The following is a 13,348-nucleotide window of genomic DNA, read 5'->3' on the forward strand; positions in this document are numbered from 1 at the left end:
TTGATGGCGACCAAGGACGAACGGCTTCGCGGGCACATCCCCCCCAAGGAGAGGGTGGGAAATTTCTGAAGTGGTTTAGTGATGTCGAAAGCGAGAGAAGATGTGCAATGCCGACATTGCTTGACGGCATCGGGTCGCGACTGCGCCTGGGTGGTGAATTTCGCAGCGAGGCGAGGCGGGCAATAAAAAAGCCCGGAAACCCACGTTGGTGGAATTTCCGGGCTTCTTCGGTTCGTGACGAACCGTTCGTTGGTGGAGGTGGGCGGAATTGAACCGCCGTCCGAAGGCACTCCATCCCCAGCACTACATGCTTAGCTCACCGTTGGATCTCATCCCCGAGCAGCACGGTGTGCAAAGCGCACCCGGGAACCAGCCTGTTGTGTTCTAGTGCCGGACTGACAGGCAGCCGCCCAGCGCGATTCCATGATAATGACTCTACGCTGCGAGCATGGACACAAGCAGTTTCGAGGCTCCGCCTAAGTCGGCAGAAGGTCACGCACCGCAGTTTTTAGGCTGCGAGAGCGACCGGAGCGTAGTTGTCGTCGTTGGCAACTAGAGTTTTGCAGCTGGATTTACGAGGAAAGCTACCCCCTCGGCATGCGCCAGGCGACTTCACAACCCCCGTCGAAACCAATGCACCCCCGGTTTCTTCAAGTCTTGCAAGGCTTTTAGGGTCAATGCTGGCAAAAAGCTGGCACTGACCCTGCCCAACAACCCGAATAGTACGGCAATCTTCCTGAACAGTCACGCTCGCCCTCCCAAGTCGCGCTATCAGCTGAGGCGGTCGACAGTGACGGTAGTCAAGCCCTGAGATATGCTCCCGGAATCGTTCAGCAAAGGATGCTGAGGGGGAGCGATGCTGCAGTTTGCAACCTTGGTGAACTCGCTCGGGCCGGCCGGTACCGGGATCAATGAGGCCGTGAGAGGTGTCGTCCGCACCTCCGCCGGAGACATTGAAGCCTATGTGAAGAAGCTAGCCACGTCTCGCGAAGTCCTGGTCGAGGTCGCCTGCGCGGTGATGGCTCGGCAACTGGGCCTTCCTGTGCCCCAGCCCCTACTGGTGTATGTTCCTGACCATATGGGGGGGCCCTACGTGGCCTATGGCAGTGCGGCGGTGGGAAATGGCGACCTGTCTGCATTCGTCGAGACCGGGCAATTCCACGCGATCCTGGATCGCCTTCGTGCTTGGCCTGGTCTAATCAAGGCGGCGTGCTTTGACGAGTGGATTGCCAACTGCGATCGCCATGTCCGAAACATCCTCTACAACGGTCTTGGCGAGTTCTCGCTAATTGATCACGGGCTGGCCGTGAATGCAGGCCTCCCTGTGGACGCGTTGGCTCCCATGAACCAACTGTTCGAGCTAGCCGTGCACGGCAAGGCGGAGAACGAGCTGCTTCGAATGCGCCCTGTGGCCCTTGGCGTCATGGAAGCCTTCCAGCAGCATCCAACTTCGCCGGTCGATCTTGGGTTGCCCAGCGGCCTATGGTCCGACGAGGAGTCAGATTCAGTGCTTGCGTGGCTGGCATCCCGGCAGACGCATCTGATGCGACTGGCCAGCGAGAGAATCCCCGCAATGCAGAGCGAGATGTTCGATGGCAATGACCGCTGACTCCCGAATGTTTCCCCCTGTTCCTGACATCCAGGCCAAGTGGGCGCCCCTGTACATTGAGCCGATGCACGGAAGCGGCGAGCGAATTGTCGTTGCCACCGCTGCGGTCGACAGTGGCGGTTCGTTCTACGTGCACGCTACCTTGTCGCAGCGTGTTCTGCAGTGCATGTATGGCGACCGCGCAGAAGTGCTTGACGGACTGATCGACCTCGCTCTGGACGTCCTCCAGACCTACCTGGCGACTGGTGGGAGTCTGGAAAATTGGATGCCGCCTTTCCGTTCTTGTCATCTTGGAACCTGTCGCACTGCAATGGGATCAAGCTTGGAGCACGTCGCTCGCAGTGGAGCAGTTCTCACTTCGAGCTTGACTGCGAAGCTCGCGGACTACAGCCTCGAGCAGGGCCAAGAGTCTGTCGGCCCGGGGCTTGATGTAGACCGGTGGGTTCAGCAGATCCGCGAACGGGTCTGTGTCCAAAGTCCACATCTCGATGCCCGTTTCAATGGCGAGATACTTGTGCGCCCTGGCGCGTCACCTACCAAGATCGGCTACTTGGGAGGGAATATTGCTGCCAATTTCGACATGCTGATACCAGGCTCTAACCTCTCGAACAGAAGGTTTCGATCCAAGTCCAGGCTGTTGGACTTGCAAATTCTCAAGGATCAAGTCGACAACCTCTTGCCTAGGACTAGTTACGAGCTTCTTCTTTGGATTCCAGAAAGGGACTCGCCGGGTTTTTCGCCGAGACAACTCGATGCCGCTCATGGGGCTCTGTCAGAGCTTCAGGCATTTGCTGATGATCACTCTCTGATGGTGCGCCCATACCATCGAGCTGAAGAGGCGGCGCAGCGAATTCTCACGGCAGAGTTGAGCTAAAGCGTCCGCAGGCTTTCCTCTTCAGTCGGCGGACTAGGCTACCAACCACGCTGCTGATGCTTTGGAGCCCGCATCGGGCACCATCGATGGAATCCATCTGCCGTACTTCTTTGCGGTGATGGTCCAGTCCCGGTGGCCCATCTGCTTCGCCACCCACATGACGTTCTCGCCAGCTCGGCATCGAGGCGAAGCTGCAGCTCAACGCCAAGGTGGCGGATCAGATCCTGCCGGCGCACTGGAGCAACGCCGACCAGCGGGGCCCGGACTTTAGGGCTGTGCTGGTTCCCAGTACGACGGCAGCAAACTACGGCATTGCACGCATGCTCGATGCGCTGGGCGTGCAGGTCCTGGTCCCAGACAGCTGCACCGGCCGGTGGAAGACGGAGCCCGGGCAGCGGATCCAGCGCGAGGTGCATCGGCATTGCCTGCACCAGGCCGCCCCATGGGACCGCGCATCCGGCGATCTCCGCGAGTGGGGTCCCACAGCATGGTTCGACTGGAACCCCACAAAGCGCTGTGAGCTGCCTGAGTTTGTGCCGAAAGTGGCCGCAGGTGTGCCTTCGCCGCTGCAGTTGACACCCTGGAAGGTGGGCGCGTTGAAGGTGCTGGCCGGTATCGAGCTCGATGGTTTCACGACGGCGAAGGGTGTCCGGGCCCATGGCGTGGATCCGCGCCGCTTCTGTGCGACCGACGGATGGCTGAAGCAACTGGGCGGCGGGAAATGGGCCCGCGGAACCCTCCCTGCTTTCGAGGATCAGCACCCCGAGGCCTATGCCGAGGTGCTGGTCCAAGCGCGCGCCGCGCGCGCTGCGGAGGACACAAAGAAGACCCAGGAACAGACGCCATGAACGAAACTGCAGTCGGTACCAGCGGCGCCAGCCATTTGCCGGTCTGGCCAAGTCGGCCAAGATGCGCAAGGGCAACTACATCAAGGCCCACAAGTGCGCGAGCGCTGTCCTGCAGGAGGCGCTACACGGCGGTAGGTTGGCATTCAAACGAGCAATCTGGCCAGGTCAACTTCGCAACGTGAGGTGAGCATCAAAGAGGCTCGGAATGCGCGAAGTTGCGATATCGGCCTTTTTCTCAACGTCCCTGAATTCTTCAGCGAGAGCAATGTACTGATCTCCCTTGGACACCCTCATCCGCCCCCTGACCGATACCAGAGTCTCCATAGGCTCAATGATCTGCGACCTGAGTTTGGAGGTGACGTCCTCGCCGAAGAGCCAGCGGATCTCGTGCAACAAGCTGTACGCGCTCTCGATAGCTTTTTTAGCGTCATCCTCGCCACTATCACCCTCGGCGCAGAACGCGTCCGCAATATGGTCCACAAACTTGTCGTAGGCTCTGAACCGCCGGTCAAACAGATCGGCAATAAGCTTCTTGCGTGCCGTTTCGGCCTGCTGCTGCGCAGTACGCCACTGCCGCCAAGCAATCACGCCAACCGCTGCCGCGACCAAGATCTGCCCGACTGCCGTGAACAGTTTGATCTGCAGGTCCGTCAGACCTGCCACAGTCTCAATCATTGCGACCCCCTCCCTGTATTGGCCGGGATTATCACATTTGTTAAGGTTTGTTAAGGCTGGATGGGCCCAACAGGGGGCTAAATGGATGCTTTAAGCGAGAATGTTCTAATCGGCCTGGGTACAGGGCTAGTAACGGGATTGGTCACAGGCTTGCTGTCTGGCTACTACGCAGGCGTAGTGATCAGCAGGACGACGCGGTTCTACGCGTTGATGAGGGATGCCCAGAGGGCACTCAAAAAGGTCGACTATATGCAGGAGGAGAGGAGGGTCTCTGTAAGGTTCTGGGAGCCGCTGGTAGTGGGCGCGATCGCAGATGATCTAGCGACCGACCGACAAGTAGCAGCCTCGTTAGAAGTGCGATCACAGGCCGATAGTATTAGCGACGCAGTGTTCAAGGCGTCTCATGGCCAATTGAACGTTGAGACGTTTGAGGCCCAAATCGTGGAAGCGAGGCAGAAGATTGCCAAATTGCGACCTTCAAAGCGCGTTTTGCTTCCTTGGGGTGCGCTATGAGTTGCTGGGCGCTCGAGGTCGACTGGGCCGCAGTCGGGTCAATGTTTCAGGGCCTCTCTGCCATTGTTGTCGCAATCGCAGCAGTGGTTGGCCTGAATGCGTGGAGGAGGCAGTTGCAAGCAAGCAAACACCAAGCGCTGGCCGAGGATGCGCTGAGTTTGGTATATCGACTGCGAGACGCGATCGACCATATGCGTCAACCTTGGGCGTTCGTCGGGGAAATGAACAAGGTCGAGCGTCTAGAGGACGAGTCTGAAGAGTCCTTTGAGGGAAGGAAGCACTACGGCGTGGCTGAGGTCAGGTACCGGATGCATGCCGACGCTGCTACTCAGCTAGAGGCGATTCGATATCGAGTCAGAGCAGTGCTTGGTGACGAAGCAGCCTCCGGGGTTGAGGACGTTCTGGCCGTCTTGCGTCGAGTCCGCAACGAAGCCAGCAACGCGGTCCGGAACAAACAGCGGCTTGTCCTGGCGGCGTCGCGGCTGACGGGTTCGCGTTCAGATGAGAGTACGAAGGAATATGACCTTGCCCATACCCGATTGGCTGAGTCGGAGTCTTGGATCTGCGCTGTCGAAGGTGACGGAGATCCAGCGGCGAAGGCACTGAAGTCTGCTGTTGCCAGGGCTGAGTCTGCGTTCAGAGATTTTGCCATGATGAAGCCGCAGCGTTCACGTAGCTGACCTCACTTGTTCCTCATGAGGAAGATTTCTTCCTCATGAGGAACCGCAGTTGCCTCGGGAACCGAAAGTAGGTTTGAATTCCTACAGTGGGCGTTCTTATGGGCGCCTCAATTCAAAGGCCGTTGATTGACCAGGACGTGGGAGTCCGCTGGTCGATCAGCGGCCTTCTTGTTTGCGGGGTAGAGCAGTCCGGCAGCTCGCGTGGCTCATAACCACGAGGTCGGTGGTTCGAATCCACCTCCCGCTACCAAATGGCCGGTAGTCATGGCCACCACTCAAGCCAGCACATAGGCCGTCGTGAGACGCGCCGCTGGTGTCCGCGCGACCTTGCAATCGTGGTAGTGGTGGGCCATGCCGGCCTCCTTTCATTGGGGGAACCGCGGTGAGCATCAAAGAGCAGATCACAACGGACCTGGCGGTCGCAGGTTCGAAGATCGGAGCGACTGTCAGCGTCACCGCTGCGACGTACTCGCCGGGGTACACCCTGAGCGACTGGGCCTTGATTGGCACGATCATCTTCACTGTCGTCCAGACCCTCACGTTGATGATGAAAAACTGGGGTGACTGGTCTGCCTGGTGGACTGCGCGCATGGGCAACGCCAAGCGCTTCTGGGCGCGGATCCGCCGCCGTGGCTGACAGCAAGCTCAGCAACAAGCAGCGCGTCGGCTTCGCCGCCGCGCCGCTGGTGCTGATCGGCGCCCTGGTGGCCGCCTTGGGCTCGAACGATTCAGCCCACGAGGGGCGCCGCTACACCGCCTACTACGACTCGGCCGGCATCCTAACCGTCTGCGCCGGCATCACGGGCCCGGCGGTGGTGAAGGGCAAGCGCTACACCGACGAAGAGTGCACCAGGGTGGAGACGGCTTACGTCCGCACCATGCTCGGCCACATGGGGCAGTGCGTTCGCGGCGAGTTCGAGTTCCACGAGATCAAGGCGTGGGGCCACTTCGCCTACAACATTGGCACCCCGGCGTTCTGCGCCAGCACCGCGGCGAAGCGGCTAAACGCCGGCGAGCGCCAGGCCGCATGCACCGAAATGTGGAAGTGGCGCTACGTCACCATCGGCGGCGTGAAGCGTGACTGCGCGCTGCCGCAGTGGAGCTCGAAGTGCGGCGGCATCATCGATCGCCGGCAGTGGGAAAGCCCCATGATCAAGGCCGGCCGCTATGCGACGCAGGGAGTGAACACCCTGCGCGGCGATCCCGTCGTGGCAGATCTGTCGCCTTGGGAGATCCTGCTGCAGGCCAACGGCTTTGCACCGGAGAAGGTGTCCAGGCAGTACGAGACGACACGCGCGCTGAAGAACTACGAGCAGCACATCCTCGATCGCCGAAAATCACTGGTAAACGCCTTCGCCATGGCGCTGCGCAATGGTGACGCCGGCGACCGCGCCTCCGTTCTGGCCAAGATCCGCGACTTCAACAAGGTCAATCCGGAGCTGGCCATCACTTCGAGCGGTCTGCAGCAGTCCGTCAAGAACCGCGCCCGCTATAGCGCCAGGGCCGAGGCCGGCATCATCCTCAACCCGAAGCTGGCCGCGCGTCTGAACAAAGCCGTGACGGAGTAGCTGCTGCAACTTTGCACCGCCATCGGATCTGCTTGGATGAAACCAATGTGAAGACGCCGGCGATGGTGCCGGCCCTATCGATACAGGGGCATTGGTTGATGGACAAGAAGGACTTGCGGGTGGTGGCCAGTGGAAAGGGATCGCAGGAGAAAACCCAGCCGAGGGACAGTGGTGCTGGTTTTCTTTCGCCTGCAACAGGCTTGGAGGTGGGGCCCAAGGCATCGAGGGGGCGGCACTCCCGCCGCCAGACGCTGGAGAAGGGCATGGAAGATGAGCGCCACAAGGCACAGGTGGTCTCGATGGAGGCCTTCAAGGCAGGCCGGGTAGGGCAGATTCCGCCGGAGGTGCTAGACATGTATGACCAGCTGACACGCGACCAGCATGCGCTGGTGCGGTCCTCGATCGTGCTGCTGATAGCGATGCGGAGGCGATTGGGCCTGCCGGACTTGTAATCGAACTCAAAGACGACGGGCCGATGCGGCGCATCGGCCCGGGTCCGATACAACCCTTAGATGTCAGTAACGATTCGGCTGAAGACTGCGGTGTTGTCCGCATCTACGGCGCGGAGAATGAAATCAGGGCGGTACTTAAAAGTCGCCTTTACTCTTACAAAGATCCGGCCCTTTCCGCTCTTTTGTAGGTAAATGCAAGCCGCAGATCCGTCGGCCTTGGTCGACGCGCGACGTGAAGCGGGGGTGCCGTCCTCATTCAGTGATTGAACCATGCCAGGGTCGGTGAACCACTCGGATGATGGCGCCTCTGCACACTTTGCTCCGCATTTCTTGGTTCCGCCGGATGAGCCCTTTGTGCAGCTGTGGTCCCGTTCTACTATGGCCCGCTGGGCGGCGTACTCTGCGCTGCGCTCGGATTTGAATCGTTCCTGCAGTTCTTCGAAGCGCTCCCTATAAATCCTCGGCTTTTGATTTGATGGAATCGTGGGGTCGTTCTTCACTGCATCTCGCATGACATCGTGTTCGCCTTTGAACTTGACGAAGTAATAGTCAAGGGGCTTCAGGGAAGTGTTCGCGTCCGCGAGGATTGGGGTGACAAGTAACAGCAAAAACAATGCGAAGCTTGAGATTCGATTCATGATGTTCCCCCTGTTTATTGGCATGGTCGCCGAGGTGGATCCTGCCAGAGGAATATTCTTGCGGCCACAATGGGGTGCCTCGTACTGACGCCTTCCTATTAACTGGGACTATCCTGTCCGGGTTTTATAAGCGAATCGATGTTCACTCACGGCGCCATAGGGCAGGCGTAATGCAATCCGGCCATGTGCTATTCCGCCCAGATCACCGCCGCCTACCAGAAGCTGGTCCGCATGACCGGCGCCACGCTGTCCCTCCAGGAGTTCGCAGCGCTGTACGCTCACGACCCGGGGAAGAAGCGGCCCAAGACCCCGAAGGCCATGGACGACGCATTCCGGGCCGGCGCCACGCCGGCGGAGCTTGCGGTGTGGGCAGAGGTCGAGCAGTGGAACCGGGCGGAGGCCGCGGTGCTTGAGCAGGAGCTGTTCGCCAACCGCAAGCGCCTGGTCGATGCCGAGCGCGCGCTGCATGTGAAGGAAACGAAGAAGGCCCGGGAAGACGTGCGAATCGCTGGCAACAAGATTGAACGCGCCCTGGCCAAGCTGGCCGATCTCAAACGCTCCGAACCGAAGGACCGCGACAGCCGGATATTCCCCGGGGTCTACGCCCCGGTGATCATTTCCGAGGGCGGTAAGCTGGTCATTAAGCCCATGCGCTACCAGTGCCGCCTAGCCGGGAAGCCGGCCAACTATGACCAGCGCTTCCCGGGCACCTACAACGCGCGTCGGGATAGCCTGGAGAAATTCTGGGCGCCGGCATTCGGCCACACCCATGGGCTGATGGTGGTGGAGACGTTCTACGAGAACGTGGAAGGTCCGGACGGCAAGAACCAGGTGGTGCAATTCACGCCGCGCACCGGCGAACCAATGCTGGTGGCCTGCCTGTGGGCGCACTGGACGGATCCCGCGGGAAAAGCACCCGACCTCCTGTCGTTCGCTGCCATCACCGACGAGCCCGAGCCCGAGGTCGCTGCTGCTGGCCACGATCGGACGATCATCAACATCAAGCCCGAGCATGTCGGCGCCTGGCTCAATCCGGATCCGGCCGACCTGGCCGCGTTGTATCGGATCTTCGACGACAAGCGGCACCCCTTCTACGAGCATCGGCTGGCAGCCTGAGCAGTTCCGGAAACTGTGACCTGATGCCCGCGATCTAGACGCACCTTCAACTCTTCCGCGGCTAGGATTTTGGGCCCACGTTCAGGAGTTCGTGCCGTGCCAAATCGGGCCGTTGTCTTTGTGAGCGAAGCGTGCGAAGGCCTTGACGGCCGTCGCCTGTCTGAAATCATGGGGGATGCGTCGGAGTTCAACCGGCGGGCCGGCGTCACCGGGGTGACCCTCTTCGACGGTCGCAGGTTCCTGAGCTACATGGAGGGTCCGCCAGACGGGCTGGACGTTGCTTTCTCCAGGGCGGCCGGCGCGACCAGCCACTGCAACCTGATCGAGATCGCCCGCGGTCGCGTAGGTCAGCGCAGGTTGCCGTACTGGCCGATGCGTTGTATCCCCGTGTCCGCCCCAGAGCTCGTACAGCTGGTAGGCGCGGACTGGACCGGCTTCCTGCAGCGCGGCCAGGACCAGGCAGCTCCGGCGACCGCGATGGAACTGCTGGTCGCGGTGGCGGAGCCATTCGCAGAGACTGCGTAAGCGCGGCGCGCGAGCGATAGAGCAATAGAGTGCTCACAATCGCAGCCGCTGCGACCGCCATTCGTATTCTGCCGGCCATGCCGCTTCCCGATTCCTTCTACTGGACTACGCGCTCTGCGAGCTGGCCGGGCGATCCGCTGACCGTGATCGCCTGCCAGGGCGTCTGGCTCGTCTCCATGACCCAGCGTGTCGATGACGACATCTGGGTGGCTCACCTCGATCGCCACCGGCATGGTCCTGGTGGCGGACCATGTCGGCAGTGCACCAGCTACGAGCAGGGCAGCGCCGGCGCCGAGCTCTGGGTCACCAGGCACGAGGCGCGATTGCGGGAGGACGTGGCCAAGATCCTGAGCTGGCAGGAAGCGGTGCGGGCGAACAGGTTGGCCAGGGCGGACACAGATCCACCGTTCGGCTGGATGGGGTGAGGTCTGCGGTTGCTCTGGAAGATTGCAGGAACCCCCAATTTGATCAATTCGTCAAATCGTTCAGGCAGGATATGCACTCTCCATGGATGAAGGGTGCTCGATGCCTATTGAGATTCTGATTGCGCCTGCGGCGCCCGCTGCGGATTCCGCAGGTGATTTGTTGAAGTATGGCTTGCCGGTTGGATCTTTGATCGCTGGCATTTTGCTAAAGGCGGGCGTGGACTGGCTCGCGACTATCCGTAACGAGAAAGTGGCGAAGAACAAGGAAACACAGCAGCACGAGAACGAAAGGAATCAGCGTATTCGGGAACGGGAGCGCGAAAACTTATTGGAGCTTCAGCCCCTCCTGACGGTAGCCGGCAATGCGGTTCATGAAATACATGCCGCCTTGCAGATAAAAGAAAAGGTTGCTTCACAGAAGGCGTTGCTAGTTGCACTCAATAAGCTATCTGAGGTCCAGTCGGCCATGGTGTTGATTGGAAGCAGATCGCATACAAGTGCAGTCTTGAGTGGCGTGAGCGCGCTCACTCAGGCAGCTGTAGCGATGGTAGGGAAAACCGCCGAGCCCGATATCACTGAAGCATTCAATGCTGCAACAGCCGCGTATCGTGACGTAGCAGGTACTGTGGGTTCGAGAATTCGTGATCTCGAGCGTGGTGCCCCCATTGCTGAGTTCGCCGCGCAGGACGCTGGTGCGAAGCCTGCAGACACATCAGGGGTATGAGCTAGCGCAAGTTGCCAGCTTTAAAAGCTGGCAAGAAAGCTGGCAAGTTGCTGCCAATCCATGCCCATTTCTGCCCATACGGCAGTCATGAACAAAAAAGCCCATCAAGCTAAGGCATTGATGGGCTTCGTTATTTCTGCTTCCTGGAAACCGGCGCCGATGGCGTCACGGGGACAATGCACCCCCGGTTTCTTCAAGTCTTGCAAGGCTTTCAGGTTCCAAGTTGACCAGATGTCGCCCAAGAACCTGCCTAACAGGGCAAATGGTACGGCAATCTTCCTGAACAGTCACGCGCGGGGATTGCCTCGTGCCTGCCGCTTGGCACGTTGCCATCCCCGGGGAGGCGTGCTCGAATTTCCCGACGTCATTCCACGGGCCTCCCATGGTCGTATCCGTCAGCTCTGGCAAGATGCGACTGGGATGGGCGGGGGCGCTTGCCGCGGCCGTTCTGGCAATGCAGGCATGGCCCGTCGTAGCGGCCGAATCCCCGCAGGCGACGGTGGAGGTGGCTTACAGCCCATCGCTGGACCTGTTCAACCTGCTCGACAACCTGCCCGATTGGCTGCCGGGATACACCGCTTCGGTCTACCGGGATGAATGGCAGCGGCGCTTCGGCCTGGACGAGCGGGACCGCGCGTTGTTGGCTGCCTATGCCGCATTCCGCCAGCGCACGTCACCCCTGGCGCGTGATCACGAGGTAATGGCCGCGGCGGCCGAGCGGGTGTTCGCAGGTGCAGACACCCGCGACGGCGATCCGTTCGCCAGCCATTTCCTGGCGGCAGAATCGTTCGATGCAGCCGTCAGGGCCGCGCTTGTCGGCCAGGGCCGCCGTGACCAGAGGCTGCTGCGACGGTATTACGCGCGCTTCGCCCCGCGTGCCCGCCAGCTGCTGGCCGGGCAGGCGCCATTCAACGCGCAGAAGCGCGAACTCGCACGGCAGCTCGCATCCCGCCCGGTCGGTGGCCTTGCGGCGCAGATGCAGGCGTTCTTCAGAGTGGATGCTCCAGCCACCTTCCAGGTGCGTTTCCTCTGGTGGCCGGATGCGACGCAGACCCAGGCCAAGCTGCGGGGCGGTTACATCTTTCTGTTCTCGACGTTCGATGCCGAGGAAGACTGGGCACCGATCGTGATGCACGAGTACAGCCACTTTCTTTCCGCTGGGCAGCCGCCAGCACAACGAAGGGCGTTGGCCGAAGCCTTCGTGACGTTGTGCCCGGCCGCGCTGACGCTGCGCAACCCATTGAATGCGCTGGAGGAACCGCTGGCGATCTACTGGGGCCAGTACCGGTTCGAGCAGGAGGTACGGGGTGGCACGCTGTCGCCGGAGTCGTCCTGGTACATCCAGCCCCATGCAGACCGGGCAGCGAAGGCGCTCGCGGCAGCGTTCCCGGCAACAGGTCCTGCGCCACACCTGGAGGCCGGCCAGCTCTTGGATGCAGCGGCATCTGCCTGTGCTGACGCCAAGGTGAAGTAACGTTGGGCGCTGCGCCAGGCCCGCGCAGGGTTGATAGGATCAGGATCCTGGATATGCAGCCTATGGACGGAGCCGATGCCGCTTGAAATCGCTGTAACGGATGAACCCAGCGACGAGGCGCTGGACCTGATTGGCAGTGGCCTGGACCAGTTCAATCTGGAGGCTGCGGGGTATGCCGATCGACGCGCGCTGGCGGTACTGGTTACCGATCCGGCCAGCGGCAAGGTGGTAGGGGGCCTTACAGGGCGAACGTCGCTGGGCCTGTGGTTTGTCGATCTGTTCCATCTACCACCGGAATACCGAGGCAGCGGGCTGGGCTCGCGTGTGTTGAAGGCTGCGGAAGACGAGGCGCGGCGGCGGGGTTGCCGCTCCGGTGTGCTGTACACCATCAGCTTCCAGGCGCCGGACTTCTATGTGAAGCATGGCTGGACCGTATTCGGTGAAGTGCCGTGCGATCCGCCCGGTACGTGCAGGGTGTTCCTCAGCAAGGATCTGTCAGCGGGGTGAGCGCGGCCGCCGCCCACGCGTCTTGTCAATCCGCAACTTGTTGTAGAGCGCATGTCATAGCGGATTGCTAACTTCGTGGGCACGAATTTGCGACACACTGGCAACGACCATCCAAGCCAGGACAGACACGGAGACGGTGGGTGACCGATGCAAGCCAACAACGCAGCCTGCGACAGCTGGTCGGGCCGGTCGGGGCCGACTACCAGCGGCGCGCGTTGCCGCCGGGCTGGGTGTGGGCGGTGCTGGCGGTGCTGCTGGCGGCCACCTGGCTGACTGAGTTGCCGGCTACGGCCGCTGCCGCGTTGGTGGCCAGCGCGGTGGTGGTGCATTGGTCGCAGCGGGGCCGGTTCCATTGGCTGGGCTGGCGCCTGCCGGCGCTGGCGGTGCTGGCTGCCCTGCTGTGGGGGCCGGAGGTGCTGTCGCAGTGGTTTGAGCACGGGCTGGCCATGGTCCTGATGTCGCTGGCCAGCCTCAGCATCGGTGTGCATGTCTGGCAGTCGCGCCAGATGGCCCGGCAGCTGCAGGGCGCGGCTGATTCGCTGGATGACGCCCAACTACTGGCGCTGTTGCCGGCTGATGCGGCTGAATTGGCCCGGAAGTGGCGGGCGGGCGATGACCGCTACGCGCCGGAACTGGCCGTTGTGATGCACCTGGCGGTGATGCACGCAGCGCTGGCGCCGCGGATGCGCAGGCAGGGCATGCTGGCGGGTTGACCGACCG

At 61.2% G+C, this 13,348-nt stretch carries 16 protein-coding genes, 1 tRNA gene and 1 other RNA gene; 15 read left to right on the forward strand and 3 right to left on the reverse strand.

What is annotated here, in order from left to right:
* Positions 1-250: 250 nt before the first annotated feature.
* Positions 251-643, reverse strand: a transfer-messenger RNA (tmRNA) gene (ssrA, locus tag V9K93_RS00415).
* A 213-nt stretch (positions 644-856) separates the two neighbouring features.
* On the opposite strand from ssrA, the gene V9K93_RS00420 reads away from it, so the two are divergent.
* The 3 genes from V9K93_RS00420 (at position 857) to V9K93_RS00430 (ending at position 3,331) form a co-directional block, all read left to right on the forward strand.
* On the forward strand, positions 857-1,609 hold the full coding sequence (locus V9K93_RS00420) for a HipA family kinase (RefSeq protein WP_337301919.1): 753 nt from the start codon (positions 857-859) through the stop codon (positions 1,607-1,609).
* Positions 1,593-2,483 carry a hypothetical protein gene (locus tag V9K93_RS00425; protein ID WP_337301920.1) on the forward strand — a complete coding sequence of 297 codons (891 nt, stop codon included), beginning with the start codon at positions 1,593-1,595 and terminating at the stop codon, positions 2,481-2,483. The genes V9K93_RS00420 and V9K93_RS00425 overlap by 17 nt, the downstream gene beginning before the upstream one ends.
* Before the next feature lie 320 nt (positions 2,484-2,803).
* Positions 2,804-3,331 (forward strand): hypothetical protein, encoded by a 528-nt coding sequence (locus V9K93_RS00430; protein ID WP_337301921.1) that lies wholly within the window; start codon positions 2,804-2,806, stop codon positions 3,329-3,331.
* 165 nt (positions 3,332-3,496) lie between these two features.
* Here V9K93_RS00430 and V9K93_RS00435 read toward each other — a convergent pair whose 3' ends face one another.
* Entirely contained in the window at positions 3,497-4,006 is a 510-nt protein-coding gene (locus V9K93_RS00435) for a hypothetical protein (protein ID WP_337301922.1), read from the reverse strand.
* Positions 4,007-4,560: 554 nt separating this feature from the next.
* On the opposite strand from V9K93_RS00435, the gene V9K93_RS00440 reads away from it, so the two are divergent.
* The 5 genes from V9K93_RS00440 (at position 4,561) to V9K93_RS00460 (ending at position 7,219) form a co-directional block, all read left to right on the forward strand.
* Positions 4,561-5,199, forward strand: a complete 639-nt coding sequence (locus tag V9K93_RS00440; RefSeq protein ID WP_337301923.1) for a hypothetical protein — start codon at positions 4,561-4,563, stop codon at positions 5,197-5,199.
* A gap of 173 nt (positions 5,200-5,372) precedes the next feature.
* A tRNA-Met gene (locus V9K93_RS00445) sits at positions 5,373-5,449 on the forward strand.
* A gap of 132 nt (positions 5,450-5,581) precedes the next feature.
* Complete coding sequence (locus V9K93_RS00450; RefSeq protein WP_239498896.1) at positions 5,582-5,836, forward strand: hypothetical protein; 255 nt, start codon at positions 5,582-5,584, stop codon at positions 5,834-5,836.
* Positions 5,829-6,767, forward strand: coding sequence for a lysozyme (locus tag V9K93_RS00455; RefSeq protein ID WP_337301924.1), 939 nt, complete (start codon positions 5,829-5,831; stop codon positions 6,765-6,767). The genes V9K93_RS00450 and V9K93_RS00455 overlap by 8 nt, the downstream gene beginning before the upstream one ends.
* Positions 6,768-6,799: 32 nt before the next feature.
* Positions 6,800-7,219, forward strand: a complete 420-nt coding sequence (locus V9K93_RS00460) for a hypothetical protein (protein WP_337301925.1) — start codon at positions 6,800-6,802, stop codon at positions 7,217-7,219.
* A 56-nt stretch (positions 7,220-7,275) separates the two neighbouring features.
* On the opposite strand, the gene V9K93_RS00465 is transcribed toward V9K93_RS00460, so the two are convergent.
* A complete protein-coding gene (locus V9K93_RS00465) occupies positions 7,276-7,857 on the reverse strand; it encodes a hypothetical protein (protein WP_337301926.1) in 582 nt (193 codons plus the stop codon).
* A 183-nt stretch (positions 7,858-8,040) separates the two neighbouring features.
* Between V9K93_RS00465 and V9K93_RS00470 the strand changes: the two genes are divergently transcribed.
* The 7 genes from V9K93_RS00470 to V9K93_RS00500 all read left to right on the forward strand — a co-directional run bounded on the left by V9K93_RS00470 (position 8,041) and on the right by V9K93_RS00500 (position 13,341).
* Positions 8,041-8,973, forward strand: coding sequence for an SOS response-associated peptidase family protein (locus V9K93_RS00470; RefSeq protein WP_337301927.1), 933 nt, complete (start codon positions 8,041-8,043; stop codon positions 8,971-8,973).
* A gap of 96 nt (positions 8,974-9,069) precedes the next feature.
* Positions 9,070-9,498, forward strand: a complete 429-nt coding sequence (locus tag V9K93_RS00475; protein WP_337301928.1) for a BLUF domain-containing protein — start codon at positions 9,070-9,072, stop codon at positions 9,496-9,498.
* A gap of 29 nt (positions 9,499-9,527) precedes the next feature.
* Positions 9,528-9,923 (forward strand): hypothetical protein, encoded by a 396-nt coding sequence (locus V9K93_RS00480; RefSeq protein WP_337301929.1) that lies wholly within the window; start codon positions 9,528-9,530, stop codon positions 9,921-9,923.
* A 100-nt stretch (positions 9,924-10,023) separates the two neighbouring features.
* On the forward strand, positions 10,024-10,647 hold the full coding sequence (locus tag V9K93_RS00485) for a hypothetical protein (protein ID WP_337301930.1): 624 nt from the start codon (positions 10,024-10,026) through the stop codon (positions 10,645-10,647).
* 382 nt (positions 10,648-11,029) lie between these two features.
* Complete coding sequence (locus V9K93_RS00490; protein ID WP_337301931.1) at positions 11,030-12,121, forward strand: hypothetical protein; 1,092 nt, start codon at positions 11,030-11,032, stop codon at positions 12,119-12,121.
* Positions 12,122-12,196: 75 nt separating this feature from the next.
* Entirely contained in the window at positions 12,197-12,628 is a 432-nt protein-coding gene (locus tag V9K93_RS00495; protein ID WP_337301932.1) for a GNAT family N-acetyltransferase, read from the forward strand.
* 140 nt (positions 12,629-12,768) lie between these two features.
* The gene (locus tag V9K93_RS00500; protein WP_337301933.1) at positions 12,769-13,341 is read left to right on the forward strand and encodes a hypothetical protein; all 573 of its coding nucleotides are present in this window, start codon (positions 12,769-12,771) and stop codon (positions 13,339-13,341) included.
* Positions 13,342-13,348: the final 7 nt, after the last annotated feature.

Origin of the sequence: Stenotrophomonas sp. CCNWLW162 (genome assembly GCF_037203745.1) — a bacterium.
In the GTDB taxonomy this organism is placed as follows: domain Bacteria; phylum Pseudomonadota; class Gammaproteobacteria; order Xanthomonadales; family Xanthomonadaceae; genus Stenotrophomonas; species Stenotrophomonas maltophilia_AQ.